Annotated in this window: 33 protein-coding genes, 1 riboswitch and 1 other annotated feature; of the genes, 6 read left to right on the top strand and 27 right to left on the bottom strand. The window is 46.5% G+C overall.

The genetic code is table 11. From position 1 onward, the window contains the following. Nucleotides 1-10: 10 nt before the first annotated feature. The 7 genes from Q0757_RS00660 to Q0757_RS00630 all read right to left on the bottom strand — a co-directional run bounded on the left by Q0757_RS00660 (nucleotide 11) and on the right by Q0757_RS00630 (nucleotide 5,454). Nucleotides 11-1,735, bottom strand: coding sequence for a pyruvate oxidase (locus Q0757_RS00660; protein ID WP_298783670.1), 1,725 nt, complete (start codon nucleotides 1,733-1,735; stop codon nucleotides 11-13). Between the two features lie 129 nt (nucleotides 1,736-1,864). Then, the gene (gene queF / locus Q0757_RS00655) at nucleotides 1,865-2,356 is read right to left on the bottom strand and encodes a preQ(1) synthase (protein WP_298783668.1); all 492 of its coding nucleotides are present in this window, start codon (nucleotides 2,354-2,356) and stop codon (nucleotides 1,865-1,867) included. A gap of 15 nt (nucleotides 2,357-2,371) precedes the next feature. Beyond that, a complete protein-coding gene (gene queE / locus Q0757_RS00650; RefSeq protein ID WP_298783666.1) occupies nucleotides 2,372-3,091 on the bottom strand; it encodes a 7-carboxy-7-deazaguanine synthase QueE in 720 nt (239 codons plus the stop codon). After that, nucleotides 3,092-3,532 (bottom strand): 6-carboxytetrahydropterin synthase QueD, encoded by a 441-nt coding sequence (gene queD / locus Q0757_RS00645; RefSeq protein ID WP_298783664.1) that lies wholly within the window; start codon nucleotides 3,530-3,532, stop codon nucleotides 3,092-3,094. Beyond that, nucleotides 3,529-4,200, bottom strand: a complete 672-nt coding sequence (queC, locus tag Q0757_RS00640; protein WP_298783662.1) for a 7-cyano-7-deazaguanine synthase QueC — start codon at nucleotides 4,198-4,200, stop codon at nucleotides 3,529-3,531. The genes queD and queC overlap by 4 nt, the downstream gene beginning before the upstream one ends. Before the next feature lie 163 nt (nucleotides 4,201-4,363). Next, nucleotides 4,364-4,900, bottom strand: a complete 537-nt coding sequence (gene dcd, locus Q0757_RS00635) for a dCTP deaminase (RefSeq protein WP_298783660.1) — start codon at nucleotides 4,898-4,900, stop codon at nucleotides 4,364-4,366. Nucleotides 4,901-5,055: 155 nt separating this feature from the next. Continuing rightward, a complete protein-coding gene (locus Q0757_RS00630) occupies nucleotides 5,056-5,454 on the bottom strand; it encodes an IDEAL domain-containing protein (protein ID WP_298783658.1) in 399 nt (132 codons plus the stop codon). 238 nt (nucleotides 5,455-5,692) lie between these two features. Here Q0757_RS00630 and Q0757_RS00625 point away from each other — a divergent pair, with 238 nt between their 5' ends. Both Q0757_RS00625 and Q0757_RS00620 read left to right on the top strand, forming a co-directional pair. Beyond that, nucleotides 5,693-6,085, top strand: coding sequence for a hypothetical protein (locus tag Q0757_RS00625; RefSeq protein WP_298783656.1), 393 nt, complete (start codon nucleotides 5,693-5,695; stop codon nucleotides 6,083-6,085). Between the two features lie 79 nt (nucleotides 6,086-6,164). After that, nucleotides 6,165-6,818 carry a TrkA family potassium uptake protein gene (locus tag Q0757_RS00620; RefSeq protein ID WP_298783654.1) on the top strand — a complete coding sequence of 218 codons (654 nt, stop codon included), beginning with the start codon at nucleotides 6,165-6,167 and terminating at the stop codon, nucleotides 6,816-6,818. A gap of 129 nt (nucleotides 6,819-6,947) precedes the next feature. Here Q0757_RS00620 and Q0757_RS00615 read toward each other — a convergent pair whose 3' ends face one another. Next, nucleotides 6,948-7,421 (bottom strand): Rrf2 family transcriptional regulator, encoded by a 474-nt coding sequence (locus tag Q0757_RS00615; RefSeq protein ID WP_298783652.1) that lies wholly within the window; start codon nucleotides 7,419-7,421, stop codon nucleotides 6,948-6,950. Nucleotides 7,422-7,553: 132 nt separating this feature from the next. Next, complete coding sequence (mgtE, locus tag Q0757_RS00610) at nucleotides 7,554-8,912, bottom strand: magnesium transporter (RefSeq protein WP_298783651.1); 1,359 nt, start codon at nucleotides 8,910-8,912, stop codon at nucleotides 7,554-7,556. A gap of 122 nt (nucleotides 8,913-9,034) precedes the next feature. Continuing rightward, nucleotides 9,035-9,202, bottom strand: a riboswitch (M-box (ykoK) riboswitch). A gap of 134 nt (nucleotides 9,203-9,336) precedes the next feature. On the opposite strand from mgtE, the gene Q0757_RS00605 reads away from it, so the two are divergent. Next, complete coding sequence (locus tag Q0757_RS00605) at nucleotides 9,337-10,233, top strand: LCP family protein (RefSeq protein ID WP_298783649.1); 897 nt, start codon at nucleotides 9,337-9,339, stop codon at nucleotides 10,231-10,233. Nucleotides 10,234-10,253: 20 nt separating this feature from the next. On the opposite strand, the gene Q0757_RS00600 is transcribed toward Q0757_RS00605, so the two are convergent. Both Q0757_RS00600 and Q0757_RS00595 read right to left on the bottom strand, forming a co-directional pair. Continuing rightward, the gene (locus Q0757_RS00600; RefSeq protein WP_298783647.1) at nucleotides 10,254-10,853 is read right to left on the bottom strand and encodes a type II CAAX prenyl endopeptidase Rce1 family protein; all 600 of its coding nucleotides are present in this window, start codon (nucleotides 10,851-10,853) and stop codon (nucleotides 10,254-10,256) included. Nucleotides 10,854-10,922: 69 nt separating this feature from the next. Beyond that, complete coding sequence (locus Q0757_RS00595) at nucleotides 10,923-11,561, bottom strand: SDR family oxidoreductase (RefSeq protein WP_298783643.1); 639 nt, start codon at nucleotides 11,559-11,561, stop codon at nucleotides 10,923-10,925. A 123-nt stretch (nucleotides 11,562-11,684) separates the two neighbouring features. On the opposite strand from Q0757_RS00595, the gene Q0757_RS00590 reads away from it, so the two are divergent. From Q0757_RS00590 to Q0757_RS00580, 3 genes are read left to right on the top strand one after another with little or no spacing between them, the layout of a single operon-like run. Beyond that, on the top strand, nucleotides 11,685-11,912 hold the full coding sequence (locus Q0757_RS00590) for a DUF1659 domain-containing protein (protein WP_298783641.1): 228 nt from the start codon (nucleotides 11,685-11,687) through the stop codon (nucleotides 11,910-11,912). Nucleotides 11,913-11,948: 36 nt separating this feature from the next. Next, entirely contained in the window at nucleotides 11,949-12,170 is a 222-nt protein-coding gene (locus Q0757_RS00585) for a DUF2922 domain-containing protein (RefSeq protein WP_298783638.1), read from the top strand. A gap of 54 nt (nucleotides 12,171-12,224) precedes the next feature. After that, entirely contained in the window at nucleotides 12,225-12,413 is a 189-nt protein-coding gene (locus Q0757_RS00580; protein ID WP_298783636.1) for a hypothetical protein, read from the top strand. 29 nt (nucleotides 12,414-12,442) lie between these two features. Here the strand turns inward: Q0757_RS00580 and Q0757_RS00575 are convergent, their stop codons facing one another. From Q0757_RS00575 to minC, 16 genes are all read right to left on the bottom strand, one after another. After that, nucleotides 12,443-13,624 carry an FtsW/RodA/SpoVE family cell cycle protein gene (locus tag Q0757_RS00575; RefSeq protein ID WP_298783634.1) on the bottom strand — a complete coding sequence of 394 codons (1,182 nt, stop codon included), beginning with the start codon at nucleotides 13,622-13,624 and terminating at the stop codon, nucleotides 12,443-12,445. A 191-nt stretch (nucleotides 13,625-13,815) separates the two neighbouring features. After that, on the bottom strand, nucleotides 13,816-14,268 hold the full coding sequence (locus Q0757_RS00570; protein ID WP_298783632.1) for a chemotaxis protein CheW: 453 nt from the start codon (nucleotides 14,266-14,268) through the stop codon (nucleotides 13,816-13,818). A 16-nt stretch (nucleotides 14,269-14,284) separates the two neighbouring features. After that, complete coding sequence (locus Q0757_RS00565; RefSeq protein ID WP_298783630.1) at nucleotides 14,285-16,258, bottom strand: chemotaxis protein CheA; 1,974 nt, start codon at nucleotides 16,256-16,258, stop codon at nucleotides 14,285-14,287. A gap of 208 nt (nucleotides 16,259-16,466) precedes the next feature. Continuing rightward, nucleotides 16,467-17,123: a phosphate signaling complex protein PhoU gene (gene phoU, locus Q0757_RS00560; RefSeq protein WP_298783628.1), complete on the bottom strand. Its 657-nt coding sequence runs from the start codon at nucleotides 17,121-17,123 to the stop codon at nucleotides 16,467-16,469. A gap of 21 nt (nucleotides 17,124-17,144) precedes the next feature. Further along, nucleotides 17,145-17,963: a phosphate ABC transporter ATP-binding protein PstB gene (pstB, locus tag Q0757_RS00555; RefSeq protein WP_298783626.1), complete on the bottom strand. Its 819-nt coding sequence runs from the start codon at nucleotides 17,961-17,963 to the stop codon at nucleotides 17,145-17,147. Between the two features lie 28 nt (nucleotides 17,964-17,991). Further along, entirely contained in the window at nucleotides 17,992-18,891 is a 900-nt protein-coding gene (gene pstA / locus Q0757_RS00550) for a phosphate ABC transporter permease PstA (RefSeq protein ID WP_298783624.1), read from the bottom strand. Continuing rightward, a complete protein-coding gene (pstC, locus tag Q0757_RS00545) occupies nucleotides 18,892-19,830 on the bottom strand; it encodes a phosphate ABC transporter permease subunit PstC (protein ID WP_298783623.1) in 939 nt (312 codons plus the stop codon). Between the two features lie 91 nt (nucleotides 19,831-19,921). Further along, nucleotides 19,922-20,935: a PstS family phosphate ABC transporter substrate-binding protein gene (locus Q0757_RS00540; protein ID WP_298783621.1), complete on the bottom strand. Its 1,014-nt coding sequence runs from the start codon at nucleotides 20,933-20,935 to the stop codon at nucleotides 19,922-19,924. Between the two features lie 175 nt (nucleotides 20,936-21,110). Beyond that, nucleotides 21,111-21,860 (bottom strand): MBL fold metallo-hydrolase, encoded by a 750-nt coding sequence (locus Q0757_RS00535; protein ID WP_298783615.1) that lies wholly within the window; start codon nucleotides 21,858-21,860, stop codon nucleotides 21,111-21,113. 66 nt (nucleotides 21,861-21,926) lie between these two features. Beyond that, nucleotides 21,927-22,211 (bottom strand): 50S ribosomal protein L27, encoded by a 285-nt coding sequence (rpmA, locus tag Q0757_RS00530; RefSeq protein WP_298783613.1) that lies wholly within the window; start codon nucleotides 22,209-22,211, stop codon nucleotides 21,927-21,929. A gap of 6 nt (nucleotides 22,212-22,217) precedes the next feature. Beyond that, nucleotides 22,218-22,556 carry a ribosomal-processing cysteine protease Prp gene (locus Q0757_RS00525; protein WP_298783611.1) on the bottom strand — a complete coding sequence of 113 codons (339 nt, stop codon included), beginning with the start codon at nucleotides 22,554-22,556 and terminating at the stop codon, nucleotides 22,218-22,220. Between the two features lie 2 nt (nucleotides 22,557-22,558). Continuing rightward, nucleotides 22,559-22,867, bottom strand: coding sequence for a 50S ribosomal protein L21 (gene rplU / locus Q0757_RS00520; protein WP_298783610.1), 309 nt, complete (start codon nucleotides 22,865-22,867; stop codon nucleotides 22,559-22,561). A gap of 11 nt (nucleotides 22,868-22,878) precedes the next feature. Then, nucleotides 22,879-22,951, bottom strand: a sequence feature (ribosomal protein L21 leader region). 38 nt (nucleotides 22,952-22,989) lie between these two features. Then, nucleotides 22,990-24,504 carry an Rne/Rng family ribonuclease gene (locus Q0757_RS00515; RefSeq protein WP_298783608.1) on the bottom strand — a complete coding sequence of 505 codons (1,515 nt, stop codon included), beginning with the start codon at nucleotides 24,502-24,504 and terminating at the stop codon, nucleotides 22,990-22,992. A gap of 67 nt (nucleotides 24,505-24,571) precedes the next feature. Continuing rightward, nucleotides 24,572-24,745 carry a hypothetical protein gene (locus Q0757_RS00510; protein WP_022793174.1) on the bottom strand — a complete coding sequence of 58 codons (174 nt, stop codon included), beginning with the start codon at nucleotides 24,743-24,745 and terminating at the stop codon, nucleotides 24,572-24,574. Between the two features lie 205 nt (nucleotides 24,746-24,950). Further along, complete coding sequence (minD, locus tag Q0757_RS00505; RefSeq protein ID WP_298783604.1) at nucleotides 24,951-25,748, bottom strand: septum site-determining protein MinD; 798 nt, start codon at nucleotides 25,746-25,748, stop codon at nucleotides 24,951-24,953. Nucleotides 25,749-25,827: 79 nt separating this feature from the next. Next, nucleotides 25,828-26,520 carry a septum site-determining protein MinC gene (gene minC / locus Q0757_RS00500; RefSeq protein WP_298783601.1) on the bottom strand — a complete coding sequence of 231 codons (693 nt, stop codon included), beginning with the start codon at nucleotides 26,518-26,520 and terminating at the stop codon, nucleotides 25,828-25,830. Nucleotides 26,521-26,627: the final 107 nt, after the last annotated feature.

Genomic DNA, 26,627 nt, shown 5'->3' with positions numbered 1-26,627 from the left:
TGGTTTTCTTTTATTTTTTTATTCGCTTCCATCCTTTTTTCAGCGGCGGCAGCGAAAGCTCTCCACGTTCAAAAACATTTTTAATAATAAATTCGCTGTAGTGCACCGCCTGCTGATAAGATACCCGGCCCGGAAGCGGTGGCTGCATATCCACGACGCAATCAATAACTACCGGCCTCGTGGCAAGTACTGCTTTTTGCAGTGCCTCATGAAGCTCGGTCTTTGTGCTGGCACGGTAGCCTTCACCGCCGCATGCTTTGGCAAATGCCGCAAAGTTTATCCCACTGATGTCTGTTTCTGTATCCAGATGACCCATTTGCTGCTGCTCGTATTCAATCATTCCAATCTTTTCATTATTAAATATGACACAAATCATTGGAAGTCTGTACTTTACAGCAGTGGCAAAATCCTGCATTCCCATAGCAAAACCACCGTCTCCGGCAAGCATGACCGTCTGCTTTTCAGGCCAGGCCGCTTTGGCGGCAATCGCGCCGGGAAGGCCGCAGCCCATCGTAGCCATCCATCCGGATATCACAAACTCCTGTTTTTTCAGCTTTAAATAGCGCGTAGCCCATACGGTGACATTTCCGACATCGACAGAGACTACCGCGTCTTCCTCCAAAAACTGCTGTACTTCATGAATCACCTGCGGAGGCTGCAGCCTATCAGTCTCTTCTGTCATATCTTTATCAAGCTCGTCCCACCACTCCTTTCTTTTATCTTTATATTTCTGCATAAAGGAGGATGGTTCCCGGCGTTCAAGATTTTCCGTATACCATTGAAGCACTGGACCGAGTTCAGAGACCAGACCTACCGTTACAGGATAGTATTTCCCTATCGCTCTGGGGTCGATATCAATTTGAATTGCTTTGGTATTTTTCGGCATAAACTCCCGATAAGGAAAAGAGGTGCCGGCCAGAATTATCAAATCGGCTTCCTGCACCGCTTCGTATGCTGGTGTCGTTCCAATCTGGCCGTTTTGTCCCAGGCTGTGCTCATGCTCGTCCGGCACGACACCCTTTGCAAGCAGTGTAGACACCAATGGTGCCTGGATATGTTCAGCAAACATCAGCAGTTCGTCAGTGCTGTACCTGGCACCTTTTCCCGCCAGTATCACCGGCTTCTGCGCATCGTGCAGCAGCCTGGCAGCCTCCACCATGTCTTCCTTTTCCGGGCGGATCCTCGGCTTCGCAAGCACGCCGGAAGATATCGGGAGTTCACGTTTTATTTCTGCAGCCGAAATATCATCCGGGATAACGAGTACCGATACTCCTTTTTCTGTGTAGGCCGTACGTATCGCCTGATGCAGCATATCGGGAAGCTGTTCGGCACTCTGAACACGCTCGTTGAATACACTGACGTCAGCAAACATCTGATTCAGCTGGATTTCCTGAAAGTTATCTGTGCCGATGATTGTCGTGTCCACCTGGCCGACCAGGGCAAGCACCGGCACTTTATCTCTTTTCGCATCATACAGCCCGTTTAATAGGTGAACTCCTCCAGGCCCCGCAATCGAAGAACAAACGCCCAGCTTTCCCGTCAGCTTCGCATACGCAGCTGCGGCAAGAGCGCCCGTTTCTTCATGACGAATCTGGATATACTTCATCCCGTCTTCGTCTTTGCGCAATTCTTCCATCAACTCATTGATGGAATCCCCCGGCATGCCGTATAGATGGTTTACGCCCCATTCTTTAAGTATTTCGACCACTTTATTTCCCGCTGTTTGATTGCTCATCCTGCCTGCTCCTCCTGTTTTCACGAATTTTCATATTTCCTTACTTCTCTACCCCTCTTCTTATTTACTTCAAACCTTTGAACCATTGCCCTTCCCTATAGAAAAAGCCTCTCCCATATCGGGAAAGGCTTAGCGGTTATCCACCGGCTCAGGGTATAAATCGTGCTGAAACAGCCTGTTTTCTGCAAGCTGCTCGTACTTAGTTCCAGCTCTGCCGTAGTTTACAAATGGATCAATTGAAATACCGCCACGAGGGGTGAATTTGCCCCATATCTCCAGATAGCGGGGATTCATCAATTCTACCAGATCATTTACAATCGTATTGATTGAATCTTCATGAAAGCCCCCGTGATTTCGGAAGCTGAATAAATACAATTTCAGCGATTTGCTTTCCACCATTTTTTCGTCCGGAATGTAGCTGATATACAGCGTGCCAAAATCCGGCTGTCCTGTTTTCGGGCAGAGGGTGGTAAATTCCGGACAGTTAAATTTCACAAAATAATCCCGGTACGGGTGGGTGTTTTCAAATACTTCAAGCAGAGAAGGATCGTATTCAAATGTATACGCTGTTTTTTCGCTTCCCAGCTGATCCAGTTGTTCAATATCTTCTCTTTCCGGCATGTCTGTTTTTCCTCCTTATACTCCCTGTTTATTTCCCCAGAGCAGCGTATGCAGCTGCGGCAGTACCCGCACCCCGTTTAAACGTTCCTCCTGCAGGACCTTTTCTGTAAGCCATTCGTATTTAGCGAGGAGATGGTCTCTCAGCTCTTCTACCTCCGGTGTTACGGTATCGTCATTTCCTACCTGCAGATACATTGTTACGGCAGGATAACGCTCATGTACTTCCATCGCATAATCCAGATCGCCTTCATCAAAAACGACCACCTTCAGACTGACTTCTTTTTCCCTGCGTGGAAGCAGTTCTCCCATATAATAATCCAGCCTGGCCCAATCCGTTTTCATCAGCGAACTCGGCGGCTTCGGGGAAACTGTTACTTCATCGATTTCCTTCACCCAGTCATTCCAGATTGATCCCTGCGTTTCAATCGCTGTCTCGATGCCCTGCTCCTGCAAGAGCGCTACAAGCTCTCCAAGACCGGGATGCATTGCAGGATTGCCTCCGGAAATAGTGACATGGTTGAAGCTTCTGCCGCCGGCTTCTTTTAACTTTTCATAAATGGCTTCCGCACTCATCGCCACGGCTTTTTGTGAACCATCCCATGTAAAGGCGGAATCACACCAGGAGCACCGGTAGTCACAGCCACCGGTGCGTACAAACATTGTTTTCCGCCCGATGACCATGCCTTCGCCCTGGATTGTCGGACCGAATATTTCCAGTACAGGTGTTGGTTTCATTTAAGCAAAGTCCCCCTCTTTGGGCCGAAAGACCGCATAGCTTGTCGGCGTCTCCCTGACGAGTACCTGCAGGCATTTAGGTTTATTCGGCGTTTCATCGAGCTTCTGCTGCACTGTTTTCCAGATCACCTGGGCGACTACTTCTGTCGTCGGGTAGGCAGCCTCGGTTTCCTCACTGGCAAACTCCGGATGGTCATTCAGCAGCGTATGGTCATAGCGTTTATGGATCCATTTTTTTAAAACGGTAAAATCAATTAAAAACCCGTTCCGGTTCAATTCATCGCCGGCCACTGTCACGTTGATTGTATAGGTGTGTCCATGCACCCGGCGGCACTTTCCCGCGTCTTCGGAGGGAATATAGTGTGCCGCACTTAGATGCATGTCCTTGTTTAATTCGTACCGATAGTCGTGCGGCCACTGTGGGTAATACGAATAAATCATAATCCTTTCCTTTCTTTTTGTTCCATATATTGCTCGTAGCCTGCACGGCGCAGTTTACAGGCTGGGCATTCCCCGCAGCCGTCCCCCGGTATGCCGTGATAGCAGGTAAGCGTTTCGTCCTTCACATACTCAAGCCTTCCGAGCCGGTCGGCAAGCTCCCAGGTTTCTTTTTTATCGAGCCACATTAAAGGTGTATGCAGCACAAACTCTTTGCCAATAGCCAGATTTAACGAGACATTCAATGATTTCACAAATACATCCCGGCAGTCCGGATACCCGCTGTAATCTGTCTCACATACGCCTGTCACAATGTGCTTTGCCTTTTTCTGCGAAGCAAGAATCGTCGCAAAAGAAAAGAACAACAGGTTTCTCCCCTCTACAAACGTAGAAGGAAGCTCCCCGTCCTCTCCTGCCTCCACGTCAATATCATCGCGAGTCAGCGCGTTCGGTGCCAGCTGGCTTAAGAGCCCCATATCCAGCACATGATGCTCCACATTTATATCCTCAGCAATTCGCTTTGCTACTTCTATTTCTTTATCGTGCCGCTGTCCGTAAGAAAAAGTTACGGCAATGACCTCTTCAAATTGTTCCAGTGCCCAGAACAAACAAGTAGTACTGTCCTGTCCCCCACTAAAAACAACGACCGCTTTATCATTTTGAAAACCCAATTGTTATTCCCTCTTTCCACCAAAACATTTCACAGCGCTCCCATTATAACATCTTTTTTCACCTGTGCCTCTGCTCACGCTTACCTCGAAAAAACCCGTGAACAGTAAAGGTCACGAGTCGTTTGAATCGTTATTTCTCATTTTAACTATGTATGGCGCAGCATTATTCGTTTTCCTGATCCAAAAAGGCGTGACTTCCCATCGCATTCCGCTGTCCCTGGTATTTGCCCGCATAAGGCGCTCCGGCCTTTTGATCCATCTCAGCAAAAACAAGCTGGGCAAGCCGCCTTCCGGACGTTAAACGAATCGGCAGGCGGTTGGCGTTGTAGAGTTCAAGTGTGATCTCCCCTTCAAATCCCGGGTCCACCCAGCCTGCATTTTGAATAAAGAGTCCCATCCGCCCGATAGAGCTTCTTCCTTCTACAAAGGCCGTAATGTGCTGAGGAAGTCTGATGTATTCCTTTGTGGTCGCAAGCAGAAAAGAATGCGGGGGAATAATTACCTGATCGCTTTCAAATTCTACATACTTAGCGGGCCGGTCCAGTTGAATGGATTCGATAGCGTTCTCGTCGATTTTCAGAAAATGAGTGCCCAGACGAATGTCCACCGATGCCGGCTGAATCTGATGGTCCTCTAATGGATCGATACTAAGATCGCCCTGTGCCATCATTGAGCGGATTGTTTGATCGGAAAGTATCAACAGCTCTGCCTCCTTTTCGTTTCTTTTCTTTCCCAGTATAAAGAACAATGCAAAAAAACGCCAACACCGCGACAACCGGCAATAGCTTTTCCTGATCTATCATGCCATGAAAAAGCACCCCTCAGGCGGAGCCCAAAGGATGCTGATATAAGTCTTTATTCAAATTCAAGCTCTAATTTATAGCCTTGCTCGAATAATACCTTGCCATCTTTATATTCACTCATCAATTCTTTATAAGCCCCTGTCCATTCCTTAAAAGCTTTTTCGTCATGCATATCCAGGGAGTCATCAATTTTGCGCAGAAGCCGCTCTCTGTTAAATTCAAACACAGCGTACTCCATCATCATTTGAGCATATAGAGACTGAAGAATCTGCCGTGAAGGTCTTCTTCCATTTTGGATTGGTTTCACTTTTTTCATAAAGTGCTGTTCATGAGTTGGATGTAACATATTCGCCGAACCCCCTGTTCTTATTGCAGCACCCGCCGGGCGCTGATCTTTTTTAAAGCGGGCGACGCGCGCATGGCCTCCCAATGCCTCTCTATTGATTGCCAATAATTTTGTGTGTACTGCACTATACCCACCTTTAACGCCAATAAAACTAATTGTCCGACAACTCCGTGAAGAATAACAATTTATTGTATCCGCTTACATAATATCATTATAGACCATTTTCCAGAAAAATTCGAGTTATACAGTTGAAAAAATTCAATGCAGACGAAAAATTCTGTTGAAAAACGGGAACATATATTCGTATAATGGATTTAACCAGTAACGAAGGGAGAGAACAGAAATGGTTATGACAGAAAAAGAGCATATCGTTATCCATTACGCTGTTCTCCTTCCTATTGTGAAAAAAGTACTGGCGCTCGATACGAAGGCGCTTAAATCTTCTGATGTTCGTCTCCAGGAGCCCTACGAACGCTTATTCCAACAAGCTTCCAATGCTCTTCAGCACGATCTCTATCAGCTTCGCCTCTACATGGAAAAAAAGAATATACAGGTCTTTTTTGAAGAAAATGACGGTGTTTTCACGCACTACGTGTACTATCTTAACGGCGGCTCGGGCCGGACTTCCCATTTAAATGTTAATTTAAAAAAGCAGACCGAGCGCTGTCTTCATCTGTATTTCTCCGGCCGTTCCGCTTTAACAGATGATGAAGTCCTGCATCCGGCTTCTGTTTGACAAATCATGGCTGCGGCGGTACATTAACGATACCATTACAGGAAAATGACCCCAAGCTTCGGAAAAAGGAGAAAGTCGTGTGAAAAAACAATTTGCCATTATCGGTCTCGGACGGTTCGGTGTCAGCGTCAGTACAGAATTGTACAAGCTCGGTCATGACGTGCTGGCCATTGACAATAATGAAGAAAAACTCGACGACATTACCAATCATTCTACGTACAGCGCCGTCGCCGACGGCACAGATGAAAAAGAGCTGAGAAACCTGGGGATTACAAATTTTGATCACGTGATTGTCGCTATTGGTGATGATCTTCAGGCAAGCATTTTATGCACTCTTTTACTAAAGGAGATGGATATCCCTTCGGTCTGGGTAAAAGCACAGAACTTTCACCATCATAAGGTTCTCGATAAAATTGGGGCAGACAAGATTATCCACCCGGAGCATGACATGGGCAACCGTATTGCCCAGCACCTCGTCTCTGACCGTGTCATCGACTATATCGAACTCTCCGCAGAGTATTCTATTATAGAAATTACCGCACCGGCGTCCATGCATAAAAAGACGCTGGCCCAGCTCGATATCCGGGCCAAATACGGCGTCACCGTTCTGGGCATTCGCCGCGGAAAAGACGTTAATATATCTCCAACAGCCCAGGATCGTCTTTATAAAGAAGACGTACTTATTGCTATCGGCCACAATAACGATCTGCGGCGGTTTGAAGAAACAAACTAACCTTTATTTAGGCCATGAAAGAAGCAGCAGTCCCATATCCACGGGGCTGCTGCTTTATTATGTATAATTAGTTTCCTGGATGATTAACGAATGTCACCGTGACCGGGGCAAGCACGATGATATCTTTTCTTAAGAAAAAGAAATCGGCGGCTGGTTTTTTGCCGTTGACGCTGCAAACAGGCCATGAAGCATTTCCTTGTTCGCTGTGATGTCTTTGACCGTATACTTATCGAGCACCGACAAATACGCTTTCAGTGCCTCTCCCAAAATACCCTGGAGCCGGCATCTGCCTGCTAAAATGCACTGGTTCGATTCCGGATCAAAGCATTCCACGAGCGTCAGATTATCTTCTGTCTGCCTTACAATCCAGCCAACATTGATTTCCTCCGGTTCTTTGGCCAGACGAATTCCTCCGTTTCTGCCCTTCACCGTGTGAATGACGCCAAGCTTCGACAGCTCATGCCCGACCTTTGTCAGATGGTTGTATGAAATGGAGTATGCAGTTGATATTTGCTTAATACTATGCAGGGACTCGTCTTCATCATGAGCAGCCAGGTACATTACCATCCGTAATGCATAATCCGTATAGGTTGTTAACTGCAAAGCCCTCGCTCCTTTTCATCCAGGATAGTGTTAGTTTATCACAACCCGTAAATGTTAATCTAATTAACTGCCCACAAAAAAAGAAGAGACAGCGCCTCCCCCTTTTCATCATTCTTTTGGAAAAACCTGCCCTTAAATACTCTGGATGAGTGACGAAGCTACCGTGAAATAAATCAGCAGGCTGATAATGTCGGTGAGCGTTGTAATAAAAGGTCCTGAAGCAATGGCAGGATCGAGCTTGAGCTTGTTGATTACAAGCGGCACAAGCGTACCGATAACGCTTGCGACTCCCAGTGAAACCATAATGGAAAAACCAACAATAATTCCTATCAGGGGCTCCCCGTAAAAAAGATACAATAATATCGTAATTACAATACCTGAGGCGATCCCAATCATAATACCCGTGGAAAATTCCCGGCTGATCGTCCGCCACAGCCCTTTTCGTTCGATGTTTCCCGTGGCAAGCGCACGCACGGATACAGCAAGCGACTGCGTGCCCGTGTTTCCGGCCGATCCCATAATCATCGGAATAAACGCTGCAAGCAAAACGACACTCTCGAGCGTGCTTTCAAACCAGCCAATCACCTGGGCGGTAAACAGCCCCAAAAACATCAGCAGAATAATCCAGGGAGCGCGGAGTCTTGCTGCTTTAAAGGCGTTAACGCTCACGTCTGTCGAGCCACGGGAGCCGGAGATTTCTCCAATGTCCTCTGATGCTTCTTCTGCAAGTACATCAAGCGCATCATCCACCGTTACAATTCCGACAAGCCTGCCTTCACTGTCTATAACAGGCGTTGCCAGAAAATCATACTTCTGTATCAGCTGGGCGACCTCTTCCTGGTCATCCTCTACATGCACAGATACGACCCGGCTGCTCATCACTTCGGCCACGGTCCGGTCTGAGTCCGCTACAATCAAATCGCGGATCGATGCTACTCCGGCCAGCTTATCCCGCTCGTCAACTACATACAGATAATAGATCATTTCTGCGTCGGGCCCTTCCCGTCGCAGCTGTTCAATGACTGCATCAATCGTATCCGCTGCTTTAATTGACACAAATTCCTTTGTCATGATGGCCCCGGCTGTTTTCTCTTCATAGGCCAGCAATTCCCGTACGTCGTTGGCATCCTCCTGGTCCATCGCCTGCAGAATATGGGTCATCTGCCTTGGCTCAAGCTCTCCCAGAAAGTCAGCGACATCATCAGCATACATATTGTTGTATACTTCAGCAGCATACTGGTCGTTCAGCTGCAGAGCTACCTCTTTTTGAACTTCAGGTTCAAAGCTGTCAAACACTTCGGCAAATTCTTCCGGAGACAAAAATTCGTAAACCACTGACCGTTCTTCATCAAGCTCGAGAAACACTTCTGCCTGGTCCGCAGGATGCAGATCTAAAAATAATTCACGAAACGCTTCTAGGCGCTCCTGCTGCAATGACTCCGCTATTAGTTCCACGAACTCTTCGCGTGCCTGTTCGTTTAATTTTTCCATCCTCTTTCCTCCTCTCCAGGCCAGGCAGCTGCACTTCTTCCGCCTGACACTTATTTCAAACAAAAAAACGCCTTCCATCGCTGGGAAGACGTGCATAATCAGCCAGTCATCGTATATGCCCGTTCTGTTCCCCTTCGTCGAGCTTTAGCACTGCATAGCATAAAAATGTATTATCCAGCTTCATTAGAAAACACCTTAATTCGATGGATTCTGTTGACCCATTGGCGTCTTTAGACATTTTTGGGCAGAAGCCTATATCTACACAGGAGCCTCACCTAACGAGATTATAATTAGCAGTAACGTTGAATATAACGTTACGCTCTCTTTTTGTCAACGCAGGGAGCAAGCTTTTCTACTGGACATGTTCCCTTTTCTGCCGATATAAACATAGAGATTTTGACTTTTACAGATAGGGCGGTCAATTATGCGGAGCGTATACTTGTTTTTTATGATCACTTTCCTGCTCACATGCTTCCTATCTCTCGGCGGCCTCTTTTATTATTATTACACTATAACTGCCGGACAAAAAGAGAAGATCACCTCGGAAACAGCGCCGGAAGAACCCACTACCGTTTCCGGGCCACAGATTATTCTGATAGCGGGTACAGATAAAGAAGAAACAGCTTCCCGTGCTGATGTCATTATGATTATCTCTGTCCATTCCGGCAATGAATCCACGCTCCTTTTTAATATTCCACGAGACACCAGGGTGTCCATTCCAGGAAGAGAAGGCACGGATAAAATAAATCACGCTTACAGCTATGGTGGGATGCCTTTACTAAAAAAAACAGCGGAAGAGTTTCTCGACACCTCCATTGACTTTACGGTCGAAGCCGATATGGAAGGATTCCAGGAGGTCGTTGATGCTTACGGCGGAGTTACAGTTCAAAACGATTTGGAATTCGTCAAAGATGAAGGAAAGCCCTTCACCTACACGAGGGGGGATCTGCACTTAAATGGCGATCAGGCCCTGTACTACGTCCGTATGCGCAAGCAGGATCCGCGGGGTGATTTAGGAAGGAATTCCCGCCAGCAGCAGGTGCTCGAAGCGCTGCTTGAGAAAGCAAAGAGTCCGGCTACACTTCAGAAAGCGGAAGAACTGCTTTACGCCCTCGGTGATCACATCCACACGGATATGACATTTCAGGATATCCGCAGTTTTTCTTATCACTATACTCCTGCCCTAGCCCAGATACAGACGACTGAAATTCAGGGAGCTTCCGCTGAAGAGAATGGGATAAGCTATTATCTCGTCCCTTCGGAAGAACAGGAGAAAGCACAGCTGCGCCTCGAGCGTCATCAGGCAGGCGAAAGCTACTGACCTCCACCGGTTCAGTATTTTTATTCCTGAAGGGCCTCACTTCGTTTCCAAATAAGAAAGGAAACCGCATTGTATCCGGCATGGGCAGCTGCAGCCCCCCAGAGCGTTCCCTGCCATAAAAACAGGCTGCCAAGCAGCAGTCCCAGAGCGAAAATCCATGCATGAATCAGCTGCTGGCCGGCATATTGAGGCACATGCACCAGCATGAAAATAAATGAAGCAGCACACAAAGCAAAGATATCCGGAAGTACAAGAACCAGCGTTCCCAGCACTGCTGCCCGAAACAGTATTTCTTCTGACACCGCCGCTCCGGCTGTCACAGCCCAAAAGCTCCCCCGGCGGCGGATCAGTTCTTTTAAGAGATCGGTATATGCATTGTCCGGCACAGAAAACCACTGCTTTTTGTATGCCCACCAGGCGAAAAACCCTGCTGCTATTCCCGTACAGGCTCCGGTAAAGCTATCGGCGGCAGCCGTATTAAAGGGAAACAAGCCGCTTATGTACATCAGGGTCTCCCCCTGAAACACAGCAGCAATAATACCAATACCCACTGCAAACAGCAGAAAAAAGTTTAACCATAGGGCGCCTCCGGAAATTCGGGGGCCTGAACTGTTTATCATGGCTGCTTCCTCCTACGGTCATTATGTAAAAACAGCCGGCTCTGGACAGCCGGCTGTTTGCTTTTCTTCTTATAATTCGTTAAGTGCTGCAACAATTTCCTGATCGCCGCTGATCAGATCAAACTTTTTGCGGATAGTACCTGGCGTATCCAAGGATGCCGCGATCACCTTTGCCACATCCGCACGTGGAATTTCACCCTTTTCATTCAGCTTTTGTTTTAATTCCACTGTGCCGCTTGGATCGTCATTTGTCAGCATTCCCGGCCTTACAATAGTATAGTCAAGACCGCTTTCTTCAAGGTAGTCATCAGCTACACGTTTAGCAATGAAGTAATGGCGCATTTTTTCCGGACCGTTCTCCGGTTCATCCGTGTTCATCGAACTTACCTGGATGAAGCGTTTCACTCCGTGGGCCTTGGATGCTTCTACCGATTTTCTCGAGCCCCACAAGTCGATAATAGTGGTCTTATCCGGTCCTGTGTGACCGCCTGACCCAGCAGCGAAGACGGCTGCATCTTTACCGGCAAAAGCATCGGAAATATCTCCTTCCAGATCACGGACTATCGTTTCGTCCGCCCCCAGGCTCTTCAGTTCTTCTGATTGTTCTTCTTTTCTAATTAACGCCGTTACATGGTGATCCGTTTCCTTCAATTCCTCCACCAGGTGGCGTGCAATTTTTCCGTTCGCTCCAATTACCAGTACGTTCATTGTAAATCCTCCTTCGATTAACATTCCATGGTGATATTCCCATAACCACCATAAAATAAACACAGCTGCCTCCCCCCTTTTGCTTCGGCCCGTCAATATATACGGTGAAAGGAGGTGAGAAACATGGCTCAATTAACAAAAACCAATCTTTCTTTTGAGTTTTATTTAGGCCCCGGCGAAGACGGCAGCGGCGAATACAAACGAAAAACATTCCGCAATATCAATCCTGAGATTTCAGACGACGATCTGCAGGAAATTGCGGATGGCATTGCTATTCTCCAGCCTCACGTCGTGCAAAGTGTACAGCGCAACAATGAGTACAACATGCAGGCCCCGGCTCCGTCGTTGTAAAGCCGGCAGTAATTTCAGACACAGGAGGTGAAGATGATGAGCAAACAACTGCAGCTGCGTTTTGAAAGTGATTTCGGCAAAGCTACTACCCTTTCTATCGAAGAGCCGGCAGAACCGGTGGATGAAACGGCGGTAGAAGCATTAATGGACACCATTATTGCTAAGGAAGCCTTTTTCACAAGCGACGGTATCGTCACTAAAAAAGTGTACGCAAGAGTCGTGGAACGAAATGTAGACACTATCTGGGAAACCAATTAACCTGATTCCCTCAGCCCATTAGGCTGAGGGATTCTTTACAAAGGAGGATTTTTCATGGAGGAATGGATAAAGCTGGCCGGAGACCAGGGAGCGGCTGTCGTTCTTGCCTTTTTTCTTGTTTACCGGATGGAACGCAAACTGGATACGCTCATCTGGACCGTGCAAAGGCAGAGCGAACAGCTTTTCTTATCTTCGAAAAGAGCCAAACCACCAAAGGATTCCATGCATATTAAAAAACCATAAACAAAAGCCAGCCGGGTTACGGCTGGCTTTTACTGATTTTTGTGGTGGGCAAAGAAGTAATTTTTTGAATGATAGCGGACACTCATTACGATGCCTAAAATAAACATGGTTCCGACAAGCGAGCTTCCTCCGTAGCTGAGAAGCGGCAGTGTAAAACCAGTAACCGGGAGAAGGCCAAGGCTTTGCCCGATATTTTGAAATATCTGAAAAGCAAACAATCCAATCACGCCTGCACAGATATATTTGCCGTAAGCGTTATGCGACCGCATGCTGATCAGAAGAATCTGATACAGAAGCACAAAATAAAGGGTGATGACCATAGCACCGCCCAGAAAACCGTGCACAGAGCCGATAACGGCAAAAATGAAATCCGTGTGGGCCTCCGGAATGTACACCTGATCCCCATCATTGCCAAATAATCTTCCGGAGCCGATAGCAGTCAATGCTCTTGCTGTTTGAAAACCGGCGTCCTGATTCTCAAATGGGTTCAGCCATCCCTGGATCCTGCTTACCTGATAAGGATCCATATTGGAAAATACAAACCGCTCCATCAAATTAGGAAACTGGAAAAAAGAAATAACAAACCCAAGGATTGCTAAAAGTGGGCCCCCAATAGCTACTGCCAATATTTTATAGGAAATACCCGAGACCACCAAAAGAGAAACGAAAATAGCTCCTACGAGCATAACACTCCCTATGTCCGGCTGTACTGCTAAAAGTAGGACGACAGGAAGGGTCGGCAGAAACATCTTCCCTATAAGTATGAAATCAGAGCGCATGTTTTTGCTTCCACTGTACTCGGTATGGTGATTATAAATGATGGCACTGAGCGTCAAAATCAGAAAAATCCTCATAAATTCTGCCGGCTGAAACTGTCCAAGCCCCGGTATTACATACCATGACTGTGCCCCATTAATCACCGGAGCAATGCTTGACGGTGCGACCAGCAGCCCTGCTAAAAGAGCCAGTCCAAAAGCATATAAGAACCAGTGCAATACCAGATAATACTCAAAATCAAAATGTACAACGACCATCATAATGGCAAAAGCCAGCACGAAAAAGATAATCTGCTGGACCATAAAATTGCCTTCGTATTGTTCGAGCTGCTGAGCCTGAAAAATATAGAAACAGCTGACTACTGCGAACAAAAACAATACAAACATCATATTGATATCATACTGTCTTTCTTCAGTCGATTGATGTAAACTCATGGAAGCATGTCCCCATTATATAAAATTTCGAACGCACGCTGTCTGGCGCCGCTGTTAACATCATACCTTGTTCTATCTGCGGCGTACAGTCCTGTGAATATATTTACGCTATCCGCTTTTTCTCTGATGTATGTTTCAGGCATAAGAAAAAGAGTTTCTTCTTTTATAATAAAGGAGAACAGCCCTGAGGATCAAACAGACGACGTTTCCAAAGCTTCTGCTACTGCGTGCACATTTAAAAGAGTAAATACACGGCTTTCTTTCTTGATCATGTTTTTTAAATACATTTGTTCTTCTTTCGATGCCGCCTGAGGGGGCGCTCCGATTTCACTTTCAAACACGTCTATCACATCGTTTGCTGCGTCAACTATAAGACCAGCATGATTGCCTTCAAGAGCTAAAATTAAAATCCGGGTCTCTTCTGTGTAGGGAACCTCCTCATAGGACAGCCTTTTTCGAAGATCTATGATCGGGATAATGACACCCCGCAGGTTAATGACGCCGCGTATACTTTTTTCAGCATTAGGTATACGGGTGAAATTCTGCATGCGTTCAATCGACTGGACATGATTTACTTCTACGCCGTATTCTTCGGCTGCCAGCCGGAATATAATGACTTTCTTCACAGCATTTTCTTCCGTCATAAATATCTCTTCCTCCTTACAATAGAGCGTTTGTATCTACAATTAATGCCACATTACCATCTCCCAGGATCGTCGCTCCTGATATGGCACGTATGTCCCGCAGGTAATGGCCAAGTGACTTCAGTACAACATCCTGCTGGCCAATAAAACTGTCGACGACAAGCGCAGCCATCTTTTCTCCTTTATGCACGACTACGACAGAATAATTTTCACGTTCCCATTCCCGCTCCACCGGGACCTCAAATACATCCTCCAGAAACATCACCGGAATAACATTTCCGCGAAAATCGATCATTTTCCGTTTATGCACATAAAAAATGCTGCTGCTCTTAATACTTGCTGTCTCTACGATAGAAGTAAGCGGCAGTCCGTAATGCTCTTCCCCCACATCCACAAGCATTACATCAATAATCGACAGGGTCAGGGGAAGCTGAATACTAAATCTCGTGCCTTTTCCTTTTTCAGAATGTACACTAATGACGCCGCCAAGTGCTTCAAACGTATTTTTTACTACGTCCAGACCGACCCCTCGTCCAGACAGGTCAGTCACTTCATCAACGGTGCTGAAGCCTGCTGAAAAAATAAATTGATGAACGTCGTAATCCGTCAGCGTATCAGCGTCTTCAGCAGCTATTACGCCATTTTCCACGGCCTTTTGGAGCACACGTTCACGATCGATTCCACCGCCGTCATCTTCAATTTCAATATACACATGATTGCCGCTGTGATAAGCGCGCAGCTCGACGTGACCCTCTTCCGGTTTGCCGTTCTGCCTTCTCTTTTCGGGCATTTCAATGCCATGATCGATTGAATTTCTTATAAGATGGACAAGCGGATCCCCGATTTCATCAATAATAGAACGATCAAGTTCTGTTTCTGCACCAATGACTTCAAGTTCGATTCTTTTACCAAGATCTCTCGACAGGCTGCGCACCATTTTTGGGAAACGGCTGAACACCTGATCCACCGGCACCATCCGCATATGTAAAATGATTTCCTGCAGGCTACCGGTTGTCCGTGACATTCTTTCGACGGTTTCTGTCAGCTCGCTGCTTCTTATTTCCCCGGCTATACGCTCAAGGCGTCCCCGGTCGATAACCAGCTCTTCAAACAGGTTCATCAATTTATCCAGCCGATCGATATTCACACGGATGGTTTTGTTCGTTTCTGCACGTTTGCGTTCCGGCGAGCTCGATTCCTTTGTCTCCGGAGACAGTGTTTTTTCTAAACGTTCTTCGCTGTCTGTGCTGTCCGGGATTTCAATTTCCTCTGCTGCCACTGTTTTAATTTCCGAAATAGAAGCCACGCGGTTCACCAGATCTTCTTTGGCAGCGGTCGTTACTACTGCTGCGGTAAATTCATTATCAAACCGTTCCGCTTCAATATCTGAAGCCTCCGGCACTGATTTAATAATGTGGCCGTCTGCTTCAAGAGCTTCAAATACCATATAGGCACGTGCTGCTTTTAACATGGCGTTTTCCTCAAGGGTGACTTGCACCATATATCCCTGCATACCACTTTCCACGGACTGGGTGATCACTGTCCGGTCGTATTCATTCCAGTCCATGCCTATGCTGTTTATTTCTTTTGTTTTCCCCTCTTCTGCCCCGGACCTGGTACTTTGGCCAAGCAGCTTGGCCGTAATAGTCTGTATATCCTTTTTCCCCTCACCGCCAGAAGCAATATCCTCTACAATCTCTTCGGCAACATCTGCTGCTTCAAGCAGTACATCCATTGTTTCCGCATCTGCGAGTCTCGTTTTTTCACGCATTTGGTCAAGAACATTTTCGAGAGCGTGCGTAACATTCGTTAAGTCCTCATATCCCATCGTTCCGGCCATGCCTTTCATGGTATGGGCCGAACGAAAAATTTCCCCGATGATGGTTTCATCCTCCGGCTGCTTTTCCAGCTCCAGCAGATGAACGTTAATCGCCTGAATGTGCTCCTGGCTTTCTTCAATAAACATATCCAAATATTCTGTATGGCTCATGCCCGTACCTCCGCCTTTTGAACTCAACACTGGTTAATAGTGCGCTGCTGCCTCTTCCCTTTTTATATCGACAGACCAGAACAGGTATTTGAGATAAGAGCAGGTTAAATTTATCTTTTCAACGCTTAATTTCCTGAAAGGGTGCGAAAGGCCCCGGAGTAATATAAAAAAACCTCCGCCGCCAGGCGAAGGCTTGCTAGTATACATGTTAATTTAAATCAAAATGATGTCCGTTCACTTCATAGACGACCCATTCTGCCAGGTTGGTTGTATGGTCTGCAAAACGCTCGATATAGCGGCCGATAAAAGACAGTTGGGTAATATCTTCCAGCAGTACTTCATCAGCACTTTGCCGAAGCTGTTTCTGTATAAACGATTTGTACTTGCTGTCCACATGATCGTCTAAAGAAGCAACACGCTGGGCATGCATCAGCTCCTGATTTTCATATGCTTCCATAGCCTGGCTAAACATCTGCTTGGCAATTTCCGCCATATCAATTAATTGGTCGATATCCTCCCGGCTTCTGTTTTCACTAAGCCTGGCTGAAGCTTTTGCAATATCCACCGCGATATCTGCCATTCGCTCGAGGTCACTAGCCATTTTTAAAGCAACGATGCACCGGCGGAGGTCTGTAGCTACCGGCTGCTGTTTGGCAATAGTCAGCGTTGCCGCATCCATGATTTTCAGCTCCATGGAATTGACATTTTTATCGTCTGCAACAACCTCCCGGGCAAGTGACTGGTTATCATTGGTTTTTAACGCGAGCAGTGATTGGTCGAAAGCATACTTCACATATTTGCCCATGTAGAGTATTTCCTGCTTCAAATAAGTCAAATCCTGCTCGTACGCCTTTCGAACGCCCATTATTCGCCTCTTTCTTCCGGATCAGCCGAACCTGCCGGAAATATAATCTTCCGTTTCTTTCTTCGCCGGCGAAGAAAATATTTTGTCTGTTTGGTCATATTCTACAATAACACCGTTCAAAAAGAAGGCTGTGCTGTCTGAAATACGAGCTGCCTGCTGCATATTGTGGGTAACAATGACAATCGTATAGTCTTTTTTAAGCTCCTGAACCAGCTCCTCAATCTTCAGCGTAGAAATTGGATCCAGTGCAGAGGTAGGCTCGTCCATTAATATAATGTCAGGCTCGATTGCCAGACAGCGGGCAATACAAAGACGCTGCTGCTGGCCGCCCGAAAGCCCAAAAGCATTTTCTTTCAGTCTATCCTTTGTTTCGTCCCAGATAGCTGCTTTTCTTAAGCTTTTCTCCACAATTTCATCGAGCGTCTTTTTATCCTTAATGCCATGAATCTTCGGACCATACGTTACGTTGTCATAAATCGATTTTGGAAAAGGGTTTGGATTTTGAAACACCATACCTACCTTAGTACGAAGATACTCGACACTAAAATTCTTTGCAAAGATCTCATTTTCCCGGTATTTAATAGAGCCATTCGTTTTTACAATCGGATTCATTTCGGTCATCCGGTTTAAGGTCTTAATGAATGTCGATTTCCCGCAGCCGGAAGGTCCGATAATGGCTGTCACTGATTTTTCCGGAATCTCCATGGAAATATCCTGAAGCGCGTGATTGTCAGCGTACCAGAGGTTCAACTGCTCTACGTTATAAGCAAGCGGTGCTTTTTCCTCTGAATTTGTAGTTTTATTTCCTTCTACTGAACGGTTTTCATGCTTCGTCTGCATACTGCTTCCCCTTTCTTTGTTCCTTCTATTAAAATCGTTTTTGGAATTTGCTTCTGATAAATACAGCAATTGAATTCATGAATAAAAGCATCAGCAATAAAATGATAATTCCTGCTGCCGCAATATCCTGAAATTCCTGTTGCGGGCGCCCAGTCCAGTTGTATATCTGTACCGGCATTGCCGTGAAACTTGAAAGTAAACCGGAAGGTGTAGCGGCAACGTATGTTAAGGCTCCTAGCACTAAAATTGGCGCTGTTTCCCCAATAGCCCGGGATAAAGCTAAAATCGTACCTGTAAGCACTCCTGGTAGAGCTGTGGGAATAACAATTCTAAAAATTGTCTGCCATTTTGTTGCTCCCATCGCGTAGGAGGCATGCTTAACATCTGTTGGCACTGCGCTGATAGCCTCTCTGGAAGCCACCACGATAATTGGAAGAACAAGCAGGGAAAGCGTCAGACCACCTGCTACCACACTTGCCCCCATTCCCATCAGCCGGTTAAATATCGTAAGCCCCAACAGCCCGAAAACGACGGAGGGAACGCCCGCAAGGTTGGAAATATTCGTTTGAAGCAGGTTGGTAAACTTGTTGCTTGGTGCGTATTCTTCCAGATACACTGCCGTGCCGACCCCCAAAATAAAAGAAACCGGAGCCGCCACCATCATAAGCCAGATTGTCCCGGCTAAAGCCGCCAGCAATCCCGCATCCTCAGCATTTCTTGAAGCAAAATTTGCTACAAGTCCCCAGTCCAGAAAGCCAATTCCTTGAGTGAGTATTCGTATCAGCAATACGAGAAGCATCAGTATGCTAAAAGCAGTAGCCGCAAAACAGACACCCTTAAATACTTTATTCCAAATATTTCTTCTGCTTAGTCCCTGTACTTCTTCATCATGCACTCTCTGTTGTGCTGCAGTATTTGCAAATTTCATTTAGTAATCCTCCCGAAATCGTCGAGAAATGTAGTGAGCCAGCAGGTTCATCATTAGCGTGAAGACGAACAATGTCATACCGACAGCGTAGATGCTGTAATAAATCGGCGTGCCATACCCTGCGTCTCCCTGAGTCACCTGCACAATGTACGCAGTCATCGTCTGCACGGCTCCTGTGGGATCTACTGTCATTGTTGGACTTGCCCCGCCGGCTACCGTTACGATCATTGTTTCCCCGATCGCCCGGGATACTCCCAGAACAAAAGAAGCAACAATCCCTGATAATGCTGCGGGCATCACTACTTTTACAGTCACTTCCATCCGGGTGGCTCCTAAAGCAAAAGCACCCTGGCGGATAGAATTCGGAACAGAGCTCATTGCATCTTCTGATAGACTTGCAATCATTGGAATAATCATTACACCTACTACAATCCCCGGACTCAATGCATTATAAATGTCCATCCCCGGTATAATGGAGCGCAGAATTGGTGTAACAAACGTGAGGGCAAAAAAGCCATACACAATCGTCGGTATGCCTGCCAATACCTCAAGAATAGGCTTTACTGTTTTACGAACCTTTTCGGATGCATATTCACTCAAATAAATGGCTGCTCCCAGACCAAAGGGGATGGCTACCAGCATAGCGATTCCCGCTATCATCAGTGTTCCGTTCACCAAAGGCCAAATGCCGTACTGCGGATCGGAAAAAAACGGATACCACTCTGTAGAAGCAAAAAAATCGGCAAACGGAACGTTGCTGAAAAACGTCACTGTTTCAAATAAAAGAGTAAAAACGATACCGACCGTAGTGAGAATAGATATTAAAGCACAAATGAAAAAAACAACCGGCATTAACTTTTCCATAAAACTCGATGAACCCGAACCCTTTGTTCTTTGTTCGATTCGTTCACTAACCGAGAGTTTTGAACGATCTTCCATTCTCTGCACATCCCCTTAACAGATAATTCCTCAAAAGCAAGGACAAAAGCAAGGGAGTGTATGCTCCCTCGCTTTCCCATGCCATCTTCGTCTATTGATTAACTACTTCATCAATTTTTTGAGTATTTTCTTCGTACACTTCTTCTGGTGCTGCTACATATCCTACTTCTTCTGCGAGATCAGCTGCATTGTCATTTAAAAAGCGCACATATTCAACAACGTCTTCATTTTCCTGCAGGGATTCATTTTTCACATACGTAAACAACGGACGAGAAAGAGGATATGACTGATCGTTGATTGTTTCCTGGCTAGGCTCAATACCTTCATCTCCACCCTCTTGCGGCACGATAGGCACTGCTTTCAGAGAATCCTGGTTTTCTGCATAGTATGCATAGCCAAAGAACCCAATAGCATTCTGGCTGCCTGCTACACCATTTACCAGCACGTTGTCATCTTCGGAAAGCTGGGCTTCACGAGAAACGTCGCCTTCTTCAAGCACTTCTTCACTGAAGAAATCATACGTGCCGGAGTCTGTACCCGGAGCGTAAATATCAATTGGCTCGTCCGGCCAGCTGTCGCGAATGTCCGACCAATTTTGGGCATCGCTTCCGTCAGCGAAAATCTGTGACAGTTCTTCAAAGGTAAGATTATCCACGAAATCATTTTCCGGGTTCACAGCTACGGTAAGACCATCATAGGCTAATTCCAGCTCAGTATATTCAATGCCTGCTTCTTCGAGCGCATCTTCTTCTTCCTGTTCAATAGGGCGCGAAGCGTTACTCAAATCCGTTTCGCCGGCAATAAAGCGTTCAAATCCTCCCCCGGAACCGGATACACCTACAGGCGCTTCAATATCCCCATGTTCCTGCTGAAACTCTTCAGATACGGCTTCCATGATTGGAAAAACAGTAGAGGAGCCGTCGATAGCAATATCTCCAGAGCCCCCGCTCCCTTCCTCACCGGAGCTTTCTTCCGAACCGGAACCGCTTCCCGAGCTTTCCTCTGAACCACTGCCGGAGCTTTCTTCTCCCCCTCCGCCACATGCGGATGCAACTACTGCCAATGTAGCGAATGTTGGAACCATCCATACTTTTTTAAAGTTCAAACCAACTTCCTCCTCTTTGTTTATGTACTCATGGCAAAGCAACTCTTTTTGCTCCCAGTGCTTAGTATAGGACTTAATTGTTAAGAGAAAATAGTTTGATTGTTAAGAATATGTAAAGGCGAATGCGGTACCGCTTTCATATAAACGCAAAAAAATCATTCCCCGAAAGAAATGATTAACTGTCCCTGCTGATATTTATTTTAAGCCCTCCTGCTGCGGGCTCCACGGGGCCGGGAAATATATTTTCTGCTTCTCTTTTTAGCTGTGCATGGTCCCCGAAATGAGGCAGGTGAGTTAATATTAATTTTCCTGCTTCAGCATTGTTGGCAAGTATTGCGGCTTCCTCGGAATTCATATGACCGGCAAACGAGCCGTCCTGGCCAGCATAAAAGCTGGATTCTGCCAAAAGCACGTCCACTTGGGCGGCGGCCTGTTCAAGCTCTGGCATGTAGGACGTGTCCGCGGTGAAAAATAAGCTGCCGGCAGCTGTTTCAATCCGGAACCCAAAGCACGGTACAGCGTGCTTTACCGGTACTGGTGTGATCGTAAAAGGACCGGCGGTAAATGGCTCCTGTGCCCGGTATTCTATCGGCTGTACTGCTTCTTTATAAAACAGGCGCTGAAAGCCTTCTTCATCCTCCCGGTGTGCATAGACAGCCATCTCGTGCTGCTTTTTTGGCCAAAGGACAGGTTCCAGCAGCCGGTAGTACTGGAAAGCTCCGAAATCACCCACATGATCCTGATGATAATGGGACAGCAGTACGGCATCGATGCTGCTGAGCTCTGTGTAATGCTGCAGCTGGGAAATCACTCCGCTTCCGCAGTCGAGCAGCAGCTCAAATCCATCCTCTTCAAGCAGATAGCCGGAGGCTGCTTCCCCTGCTTCGGGAAAGGCATGCCAAAAACCAATAATTGTTACCTTCATTTTTTTGTCCCCTTTCAATAAAAAAATCCGTTTAAACAGAAATATCTGTTTAAACGGATACGATTCTTATGCTTCTTTTGCATAAACGCTCACGCGTTTACGTTTTTTCCCGACACGCTCAAATTTCACAACGCCGTCGATTTTGGAGAAAAGAGTGTCATCTCCGCCTTTACCGACATTATTGCCAGGGAAAATTTTCGAACCGCGCTGGCGGACGAGGATAGAACCACCGGTTACGTGCTGGCCATCGGAACGCTTGGCACCCAAACGCTTGGAAATGGAGTCACGACCGTTTTTTGTACTACCTACCCCTTTTTTCTGAGCAAAGAACTGCAGGTCTAATTTCAACATCAACATTCACCTCCTATGCTCTTCAATTGATATAAATTCACCGTACTGCTCTGCAATGGTCTCCAAAGAGATAATCATGCCCTCTGCCAACAGCTGCATCTGGCGTTTATCCTCTTCGGTGCTTTCTTCCGGAAGCACGCAATGAAAATAACCGCCTTCTGTGCCTAAATCCACTGTGGGATCTGTATGGCAGAGAGATGCCATTGCATTTACAGCTCCAAAAGATACTGCCGAGGCACCGGCGCATACTAGATCATAGCCGTAGGGACCTGATTCAGCATGACCGGTCATGGTAACAGAACGAATATGCTCTGCCCCGTCGCGGCTAACAGTGACCCGTATCATAACTACGCGTCAATGCTGTTGATTGTAACTTTTGTGTAAGGCTGACGATGGCCCTGCTTACGGCGGTAGTTTTTACGTTTTTTAAATTTGAACACGATGATTTTCTTGTTACGGCCCTGTCTTTCGACTTTGCCTGTAACTTTAGCTCCCTCAACAAAAGGAGAACCGACTTTCACATCGTCGCCTCCGACAAATACTACATTGCCGAACGTCACTTCATTACCAGCTTCTACGTCTAATTTTTCAACGAAAATAGTCTGGCCTTCTTCTACTTTTAACTGTTTTCCACCAGTTTCAATAATTGCGTACATCTCTGCACCTCCTAATCACTTAGACTCGCCAATACAGGTGCCTTTCCAGGGCTTAAACCTGTTATTGTGCGGTTGTAGTTTGGGTGCTTCCAAACAACTAACGTTACAAATAATAGCATATATTAAAAACGAAAGTCAATTCCCCGCTGCTTCATTTGAGCCTTCAAAGCCTGATTTCTTTGTTCTGCCACTTCAAGGCTTCCAGCATAGCGGACAACGATCTCCTGCTCCTTCGGTTCAGAGACGATAAATAAGCGTCCCGGAGCTACTTGCTGAAGGTCATCATGCAACGCTCTGCCTTCCCGGGCGAGCAGACGGTCCGGCACCTCCAGCACGATCGCATCCACATCTTCCTCCATCCAGGCGCCGAGCATCCGTTTTGATCTTTCCATCAGTTCTTTTTCCGACAGCCTCCATCCTTTGCCATACTCTGTTCCGAAGGGTTCAAGCATGTGTTCCTCGAGACTCTGTCGGGAACGCTGACGGGTCAACTCCACGATACCGAGACGGGAAAAGCCGGCAATCCGGATTTTCTGCGGATCCTCAGCGGCTTTTTCCTCCAGTACCTGTATTAAATGCTGCCGGTCTTTTTCTTGATTCATTCGTATAAAGTCAATCATTACCATGCCGGAGAGATTTCTTACACGCAATTGATGCATCACTTCTGCGGCAGCTTCAAGGTTTGTTTTTACAATCGTGTGCTCGAGATCATGTTTTCCGGTAAATCTTCCCGTATTCACATCAATTGTGATGCACATTTCTGTTTTTTCAATCTGTAAAAAGCCCCCGCTTTTCAGCCACGCTACAGGCTTTAAGGCACGCTCGAGCTCAATCTCCACATTTTCTTTTGAAAAAATATTTTCGGGACGCTTAAAAAGAATAAATTCCGGACGCTTTTCCGGCTCCCATCCGCTGAAGTGTGCTTTTGCTGTCTCCACCGCTTCTCTTGTATCCACAGCGATCCTTTTCACGTGTTCCAGAGGTGCCGAAGCCAGACATTTTGTTAAAAAGTGCTCCTCCTGCGATACCTTTCCCGGTGCAGACAGACCCTCTCCCCGAAGAACGATATCCTGCCACAGGCTCTGAAGCTGGAAAATTTCCTTCTTAATCACATCCAGTGACTGTGTCGTTCCTTCCGTACGCATAATCAGGCCGTCTCCATTGAGCGGCAGCGCTTCTTCCTGTTCGAGCCATTCTTCCTTAACAGATTCCTCCACCTTTTGTGAAATAAACAGTCCCGGCTCATCCGGCAGATACACACAGTATTTTCCCGGCAGTGATAAATTTTCTTTAAGCTTTGCACCCTTGCTGGCCGTTTCTTCCTTCACGACCTGCACAAATAAATATTCCCCTTTTTTAATGAAATCTTTAATTCCCCGCTGTTTTTTTTCAGCGAGCGGCTCTTTCAGCAGCCGGTACGACATAATATTGTCCCGGTGCAGATATCCTTTTTTCCCTTTGCCGATATCAATAAATGCAGCATCCATGCCCGGAAGCACATCCACTACTCTCCCTTTATAGATTTCTCCGGCCGCCGTGTCATCCATTGCGGACTCGAAGAAGAACTCTGTCACTCTTCCATTATGTTTCAGGGCCGCTCTTGCTTCCCCGGATTTCATATTTGCAATTAATTCCATCGAACGTTCCTCCAGTGGCACATTTCTTTCCAAAAGGAAAAGACTGCCACATGATGATGGCAGTCATTCAGTTAGACTTATTTTCTTCTCTGACCTTCGCCTTTTCATGAAGCAGGGCGATCTGTGTGGTAAGCCGCTTCAACTCCTGTTCGGAAGCGGCTTCCTGCATTTGTTTATTTAAAAGAGCCAGTTTCTGGCGTTCTTCATCGGAAAGATAAGGGTGCTTTTCTATAACGGTCATCAGTGATTCCTCCTTCGCGCATTCGGATAGATACTCGAAGCCTTTCATTCTGTAAAAACCTTTATAAGAAAGACAGGCGATTCGGGAATCAGATCCAAAACAGCATGCCCTTTCACTATTATTATACCACGTGAGTCTTAAAGAAAACAAAACTGACTCAGCTGCAAAAAAAGGGACAGGAAGCATACTTCCTGTCCCTGGCCTGCTATGATTTTATGCCGAATAAACTTTTTACCTTGGAGAAAAAGCTTTTCTTTTCTTCTACTGCCATCAGCGGCACCGATTCCCCGAGCAGCCGGCGGGCAATATTACGATAACCAAGCGAAGCCCTGCTGTTTGGGTTCATCGCAATCGGCTCCCCTTTATGTGCTGCTTTTAACACATGCTCTTCGTCTACAATCATGCCGAGCAGATCCACTGCAAGTGTAGCTACGACATCTTCCACATCCAATACGTTGCCTTCCCGGGAAAGATCACTCCGTACCCGGTTCACCACCAGCTTAGGAGGTTCAATGTCTTCGTTTTCAAGCAGACCGATGATCCGGTCGGCGTCTCTCACAGCGGCCGTATCCGGAGTGGTAACAACGATCGCTTTGTCCGCGCCGGATACAGCGTTTTTAAATCCCTGCTCAATACCGGCCGGGCAATCGATAAGAATAAAATCGTATTCCGGGCGGAGCGTTTCCACGATTTCCTGCATTTGTTCCGGATTCACCGCAGATTTGTCCTTTGTTTGTGCTGCCGGCAGCAGGTGCAGGCAGTCGAACCTCTTATCCCGGATTAATGCCTGCTGAACCTTGCAGCGTCCTTCCGCAGCGTCTACCAGATCGTAAATAATCCGGTTTTCCAGGCCCATAACGACATCCAAATTCCGGAGCCCGATATCTGTATCAATCAAACATACTTTTTGTCCCTGCAGTGCAAGTGCTGTACCGATGTTGGCGGAAGTCGTGGTTTTACCGACTCCGCCTTTACCGGATGTAATTACTATTGCCTCTCCCACCAACGGTTCCTCCTTTCAGACCTTACATGCTTCTCATTCCGGCTAACGGTGTCCGGAAGGTGTTTTCGGCCTGACATGCTTATGTATATGAGACCGAGCGTAAATAATGCCCGAGCATTTTTGTTTCCTCGAATGCGATTGCATTGTATTCTTCTCCGGTGACATACGCATACCCCGGTCCTTCAATCGCAGGCTTCTGTTCCTGCTTTTCGTGCTTTTCCGGAGCGTAGTAATAGGTGTCCGAAATAGAAATTTGTTTAGGGATCATCACAGAGGCGCATACCACAGCATGACTTTCTCCGTCTGTGCCGGCTCTGGCTATCCCTTTTAATGCACCGATAACATAGATGTTCCCCGTTGCTTCGACCACTCCGCCGGGATTGACATCACCGATAATAAGGATATCACCTGTTTTGCGGAGCACCTGTCCGGAGCGGACAATCTGTATCACAGACGTTACTGTTGCTTTTTCAATTACTTCTTGTGCTTCATCTTTTGTTATCACGTTCGAATGAACTTCATGCACCCGTACTGAACCCGTTTTGTTCAGAACTTCCGTAATTTCTTCTTCGTGACTTTTACTTAAATAACGGTTCCCGGCGTCCACACGGACTTCCACTTGCGGTCCGTTTTCAAACAAACGCTGCTCCCGTTCAATCTTCTTCTTCAATTCCTCAAGAAGTTCATGAAAAGAGCACTGATCATTTAATACAATGGTTAAACCTTCTTTAGTACCTTTAATCGTTACATAATTTCCATTGCTATTCGTCATATTTTCACCCCTGAACCCTTAAGCGCTCTCCATTCTTAGTAAATGTCGTTCTTTCCATTATACGGTTTCATTTCACAGGAATAAACAGCAAACCACTTCTTTTTTAA

It is taken from the genome of uncultured Marinococcus sp., assembly GCF_947493875.1.
In the GTDB taxonomy this organism is placed as follows: Bacteria; Bacillota; Bacilli; order Bacillales; family Marinococcaceae; genus Marinococcus.
Note: the sequence above shows the minus strand (reverse complement) of the source record. Positions and strands in the feature narration are given on the sequence as shown.

Bases quoted from the DNA above. Each gene is read 5' to 3' on its own strand.
- Q0757_RS00625 (WP_298783656.1), top strand. From the start codon at position 5,693: ATGGTTATGACAGAAAAAGAGCATATCGTTATCCATTACGCTGTTCTC.
- queD (WP_298783664.1), bottom strand. From the start codon at position 3,532: ATGATTTATTCGTATTACCCACAGTGGCCGCACGACTATCGGTACGAA.
- Q0757_RS00515 (WP_298783608.1), bottom strand. From the start codon at position 24,504: ATGGAATTAATTGCAAATATGAAATCCGGGGAAGCAAGAGCGGCCCTG.
- Q0757_RS00570 (WP_298783632.1), bottom strand. From the start codon at position 14,268: ATGACGGAAGAAAATGCTGTGAAGAAAGTCATTATATTCCGGCTGGCA.
- Q0757_RS00575 (WP_298783634.1), bottom strand. From the start codon at position 13,624: ATGAGTTTACATCAATCGACTGAAGAAAGACAGTATGATATCAATATG.
- Q0757_RS00590 (WP_298783641.1), top strand. From the start codon at position 11,685: ATGGCTCAATTAACAAAAACCAATCTTTCTTTTGAGTTTTATTTAGGC.
- minC (WP_298783601.1), bottom strand. From the start codon at position 26,520: ATGACGAATAGCAATGGAAATTATGTAACGATTAAAGGTACTAAAGAA.
- queE (WP_298783666.1), bottom strand. From the start codon at position 3,091: ATGAAACCAACACCTGTACTGGAAATATTCGGTCCGACAATCCAGGGC.
- pstB (WP_298783626.1), bottom strand. From the start codon at position 17,963: ATGCAGACGAAGCATGAAAACCGTTCAGTAGAAGGAAATAAAACTACA.
- Q0757_RS00525 (WP_298783611.1), bottom strand. From the start codon at position 22,556: ATGATACGGGTCACTGTTAGCCGCGACGGGGCAGAGCATATTCGTTCT.
- rpmA (WP_298783613.1), bottom strand. From the start codon at position 22,211: ATGTTGAAATTAGACCTGCAGTTCTTTGCTCAGAAAAAAGGGGTAGGT.
- Q0757_RS00595 (WP_298783643.1), bottom strand. From the start codon at position 11,561: ATGAACGTACTGGTAATTGGAGCGAACGGAAAAATTGCACGCCACCTG.
- queF (WP_298783668.1), bottom strand. From the start codon at position 2,356: ATGCCGGAAAGAGAAGATATTGAACAACTGGATCAGCTGGGAAGCGAA.
- Q0757_RS00580 (WP_298783636.1), top strand. From the start codon at position 12,225: ATGGAGGAATGGATAAAGCTGGCCGGAGACCAGGGAGCGGCTGTCGTT.
- mgtE (WP_298783651.1), bottom strand. From the start codon at position 8,912: ATGGAAAAATTAAACGAACAGGCACGCGAAGAGTTCGTGGAACTAATA.
- Q0757_RS00510 (WP_022793174.1), bottom strand. From the start codon at position 24,745: ATGACCGTTATAGAAAAGCACCCTTATCTTTCCGATGAAGAACGCCAG.
- pstC (WP_298783623.1), bottom strand. From the start codon at position 19,830: ATGGAAGATCGTTCAAAACTCTCGGTTAGTGAACGAATCGAACAAAGA.
- Q0757_RS00605 (WP_298783649.1), top strand. From the start codon at position 9,337: ATGCGGAGCGTATACTTGTTTTTTATGATCACTTTCCTGCTCACATGC.
- Q0757_RS00660 (WP_298783670.1), bottom strand. From the start codon at position 1,735: ATGAGCAATCAAACAGCGGGAAATAAAGTGGTCGAAATACTTAAAGAA.
- Q0757_RS00585 (WP_298783638.1), top strand. From the start codon at position 11,949: ATGAGCAAACAACTGCAGCTGCGTTTTGAAAGTGATTTCGGCAAAGCT.
- Q0757_RS00535 (WP_298783615.1), bottom strand. From the start codon at position 21,860: ATGAAGGTAACAATTATTGGTTTTTGGCATGCCTTTCCCGAAGCAGGG.
- Q0757_RS00600 (WP_298783647.1), bottom strand. From the start codon at position 10,853: ATGATAAACAGTTCAGGCCCCCGAATTTCCGGAGGCGCCCTATGGTTA.
- rplU (WP_298783610.1), bottom strand. From the start codon at position 22,867: ATGTACGCAATTATTGAAACTGGTGGAAAACAGTTAAAAGTAGAAGAA.
- Q0757_RS00565 (WP_298783630.1), bottom strand. From the start codon at position 16,258: ATGAGCCATACAGAATATTTGGATATGTTTATTGAAGAAAGCCAGGAG.
- pstA (WP_298783624.1), bottom strand. From the start codon at position 18,891: ATGAAATTTGCAAATACTGCAGCACAACAGAGAGTGCATGATGAAGAA.
- phoU (WP_298783628.1), bottom strand. From the start codon at position 17,123: ATGGGCGTTCGAAAGGCGTACGAGCAGGATTTGACTTATTTGAAGCAG.